Source organism: Psychrilyobacter sp., from assembly GCF_049671765.1.
In the GTDB taxonomy this organism is placed as follows: Bacteria; Fusobacteriota; Fusobacteriia; order Fusobacteriales; family Fusobacteriaceae; genus Psychrilyobacter.
The window spans coordinates 1-4543 of record NZ_JBATVM010000123.1 but is presented as its reverse complement, the minus strand read 5'-3'; the positions used below and the strand labels follow the sequence as shown (position 1 = coordinate 4543).

Genomic DNA, 4543 nt, shown 5'->3' with positions numbered 1-4543 from the left:
TTTTAAATGGTGCCTAGGGCGGGACTTGAACCCGCACGTCCACAGAGGACACGGGATTTTAAGTCCCGTGCGTCTACCGATTCCGCCACCCAGGCATAATCATTCAAAACGTTTATTCATTTTGTCTTCGAGTTCGTTGCTTTTTGCTTTCCCTCGCGGACAAGAAGAAGTATACCGTGTTTACAGGTTTTCGTCAACACTTTTTTTAAATTTTTATAAAGTTTTTTTAGAGGTTTATTTACAAAAACTCTCAAACCCACATTTTTCACAGGTTTCGTTATTTTTCTTCAAAAAAATGTTTTTATTTTTTTTTATTTCACCGATCAATTCCTTTAATATTTTTTTATTTGTTCCATGTTGTTTTTCATTATATTCTATAACAATTTTATTTTCAGGAAAATTTAATTGAAAGTATTCCATGCTGATACTCTCTATTTTAATGTTAGGAAAGATTCTTTTTAAATTTTCTCCTAAAATATACATATAAACTTTTGTCTGTATATGCTCCTCCATGACGCTTGGGTTATATAGGCTTTTATTTGTTTTAAAATCTACTATCTTTATCTTAGTATCTTCTATAACTATTAAATCATACTTTGCCATAAGCCTAATTTGATCTTTATCCTGCCTTATCTCAAACTCACTCTTGCAATTTATATCTTCAGAATATCTTTCTTCTAATCTAGCCATCCATCTTAAAAGTTGTTTATCTTCTGTATAAAAATAATCTTTCATCCCATTAAAATACCTCTCGGCTAAGATATGAAAATTAGTTCCTCTATCTATACTCTTTTTTAATTCACTATCTATTCCTTTTCCTGATATTCCATCTATATAGATATATTCAAACATCTTTGGACATCTTTGGAAAATTCCCAAAGAGCTTTGACTATAATAAAAAGATTTTTCCATATATTCCAACTCCTTTTTGTAAACCTCTTTTAAAACATGGGCAATTCATGAATTACCCTTGCCAGAGAATTTTACCCCATTTATTTATTGACCCTACTTTTTATAAATTTTTCTATTTCTCCTAAATAATACACTCCATTTTCTGCATTTCCACTAATCATAAGATATTCTTTGGCTCTGGTTATTCCTACATATAATAGCCTAGTATTCTCTCCAATCTTTTCCAATTTATTCTTTACTACACCTATTTTTGTATCTCTATCTACAAATTCTCTTTCAAACTCTCTCTCTACAAAAATTTGAGGATATTCATACTCCTTCTTTAAGTAATAACATTGACCATAGTTAGTTTCGTTTAAATGTACAGGGAAAGTCCTATTGTCTACCCCTACTAAATAAACAAAATCCCATTCCATTCCTTTACTCCTATGATAACTAGACAAAGTTACCTTGAATTTTTCCTTATTTTCTAAAATACCTTCCTCTTCCACAGCCTTAGCCATATAACTAAACTCACTATTCTTTGCTTTTTTCAAGTTAGAAGCTAGCTCTAATAAACTCCATTTCGGATTATATTTCAATATTTTTTTTAAATCATAAGATATTTTTTCTATTAATAGCCTCTTCTCATCATGTATTTCAAATATTTCTCCTATAAATATAATTACTTTTTCCAATGAACTCTGATTTAGATCTAATACAGCTCTTATTTTTTTTAAAATAGCTTTATATTTTTTCAATAAAACTTCGTCTAGTTTGGGAAATTCATCACCATAAACAACATCTTCTAAAAGGTTAGTTTTTATAAAATATGATATTTTTTCCCTAACCTTTATTTCTTCATCTACAAAAAAATTATCTTCTAAAAGCTTAATTAATCCTTTATTTTCAAATGGCCTAGCCAAATATTCTAAAAAATCCCCTAAAAAATTCATAACTTCTAACAAACTCTCGGGAATATCACTAAGAATTTGAAAATTTATTTTTTTTCTTCTAAATATCCTTGCTACCTCATCTATCCTGTAGTTAGTAGGAAGAAGTATTCCCACGCTTTTCTCTGGATATTTTTTTATAAAACCCTCTATCCCTTTTATCAATCTATCTCTTTCTTCTTCCCACCCCAAAACTTTTATAGTTTTAACCCCATATCCCTCTATCTTAGGATTTGAAGGGGTCTCTCCTTCCAATACAGGCTTTATAATCTGAGGTTGCAGAGCTAACCTTACCATTTCAAGAGGATGTCTTATAGTGACTGTTTCCACTATATGATTTGCCACCTCTATTATACTTTTTGTGCTTCTCCCAGCTGTAAACATCTCCACCTTTGGATTAGATTTTATAAAATTTTTAAATATCTCTGGAGAACTAGAGGTAAATGTTCCTAATATACTTTGATTAGGATCTCCTACTTTAACTAAATTCCCATTAGATATTAAATTTATTATCTTATTTTGGAGAGCATTACTATCCTGAGCTTCATCTTCAAAAATATATCTATATTTCAATTTAAGCTCTTCTACCAAATTAGGTGTTTGTTTTAATAATTTGTAGCTATAAAATAAGATATCATCATAATCTAGCACCCCATCTTTTTTGCATTTCACATCATATCTATAAAACAATTCCCCTACAATTCTTAATAAACTGTCTTTTCTGTATTTTTTACTATAGCTATATAATCTATTAGCTGTCATCCCCTTATTTTTCATTACACTGATCATCTTTAGTGTTAAGTTGATCAGTTCTTTATCCCATCTGATTTGTATCCCATTTCCAGTGTATTTAGAATCTAAAAAGGAATCTAAATCTTTAGATTTTTCCCTTCTGTATTCCATCACAACCAAACTCATTAAATAATATTTATTAGCATCTGTCATAGTTTGAAATCCCTCTGTAACTCCTACACTATCTCCATGTTCCCTCAGAAGATCTGATCCCACCTTATGGATTGTTTTTATTTGAAATTTTCTGTAAAACTCATGCTCTCCTCTTTTTTGAAGAAGTTTCATTATTCTATGTTTAAAATTATTTACAGAAGAATTCATATAGGTTAAGATCAAAATTTCTTCTTCCTCTTTTAGTTCTTTTGCTAATCTAGCAGCTAGTCTACTGAGGATAAAAGTTTTACCTCCCCCAGGAACTGCTGGGATAGCCATCTTTCCAGCGGTATAGTTCATAACCATCTCCTGTTCCCTTCTATATCGAATTTCTTCCATAAGCTCCTCCTACTTTCTCTCTTTTTTTAATTATATATTTTTTTTATTCCAACTCCTAATTTTAATTTTCACTCTTTAAAGATGAGTCACTTTTAACTTCCAAAAACTCAAATTTTAAGCTTAAGTTTTAATCATTAAAATTATATACCCCTTTTATAGAATAAGAGAAAAAAATAAGGAATGACAAGGTTAAAATAGAGACTATAAATTGTCATGATAGAGTGAAGAGGAACGTTGAGGAATGTGCTAACCATTGAACAACAATTTTGAGTATCTATAATAAACACCCTAAGGGGCTTTGCCTTTTTTTTATTTACCTAAAATACCATTAACCTCTAAAAAAAATAAAATTTTTATCGCTATTAAAAAGGAAATTTAAGTTTTTATTTAATAAGTTTATAGTATATAATAGTATCAAGTTATTCTTTATTATATAACTCAGAAATCAAAGGAGGAATTTATGAAAAAACTTATATTTTTATTTTTAATCATCTTTAGTATTATCACCTTTGGACAAAAACCTTTAGTGGTAGGGATGGAATTAGCTTATCCCCCTTTTGAGACTACTGATAAATATGGAAATCCAAGTGGTTTTAGTGTAGATATGGCAACGGATTTAGGAAAATACCTAGGTAGAGAAGTTGTCATCGAAAATATGTCATATGGTGGCCTTATCCCAGCACTCAGAACTGAAAAAATAGATATCATCTTATCATCTATGAGTATCACAGATAGAAGAAAGAGATCTATCAATTTTTCAACTCCCTATGCAAAATCGAATTTAGCAATTTTAGCTAACCAAAATAGCGGAATAAAAGATCCTATGGATTTGAATAAAAAAGGTAAAAAAGTAGCAGTCAAAAAAGGAACTACTGGTCACGTAGTAGCTTTAAAGTCCTTCCCAAATGCTGATATTTTAGTTTTCGAAAAAGAGAGTGCATGTATTTTAGAAGTCACTCAAGGAAAGGTAGATGCTTTTATATACGACCCATTAACAATTTTAAAAAATTGGAAAAAAAATAAAAACACTACTGAAGCAATCTTAAAACCCTTTGAAGAAACTCCTCAATATTGGGCTATTGCATATAGTAAAAACAACAACAAATTAGGAGAACAAATAAATAATTTTATAAAAAATTATAAAAAAAATGGAAGTTTAGACAGATTAGCTGACAAATATCTTGCTGAACCAAAAGAAGAATTTGAAAAAAGAAATATACCTTTTTTCCTATAACATATGAAAATTAAAGAGTTATTCTATGCTAAAGATGATAAATTTGATATAACTTTGTCAGCAAAAATAGTTAATACTACACTCATCTTGATCATTGGAATTATATTTTGGAACTATGCTTTTAGTCGTTTAAACTATAAATCACAAGGCCTTTCTGTTTTTTTAGAATTTAAATATAAAT

Annotated in this window: 3 protein-coding genes and 1 tRNA gene; 1 reads left to right on the top strand and 3 read right to left on the bottom strand. The window is 29.3% G+C overall.

The window, feature by feature from the left end; genetic code table 11:
• Positions 1 to 7: 7 nt before the first annotated feature.
• The 3 genes from WBG30_RS06125 to WBG30_RS06115 form a co-directional block, all read right to left on the bottom strand.
• A tRNA-Leu gene (locus tag WBG30_RS06125) sits at positions 8 to 95 on the bottom strand.
• Between the two features lie 139 nt (positions 96 to 234).
• Positions 235 to 912 (bottom strand): PD-(D/E)XK nuclease family protein, encoded by a 678-nt coding sequence (locus tag WBG30_RS06120; protein ID WP_424503763.1) that lies wholly within the window; start codon positions 910 to 912, stop codon positions 235 to 237.
• An 80-nt stretch (positions 913 to 992) separates the two neighbouring features.
• A complete protein-coding gene (locus WBG30_RS06115; RefSeq protein ID WP_424503762.1) occupies positions 993 to 3128 on the bottom strand; it encodes a UvrD-helicase domain-containing protein in 2136 nt (711 codons plus the stop codon).
• A gap of 460 nt (positions 3129 to 3588) precedes the next feature.
• On the opposite strand from WBG30_RS06115, the gene WBG30_RS06110 reads away from it, so the two are divergent.
• Positions 3589 to 4362: a transporter substrate-binding domain-containing protein gene (locus WBG30_RS06110; RefSeq protein WP_424503761.1), complete on the top strand. Its 774-nt coding sequence runs from the start codon at positions 3589 to 3591 to the stop codon at positions 4360 to 4362.
• The last annotated feature ends 181 nt before the right edge of the window (positions 4363 to 4543 follow it).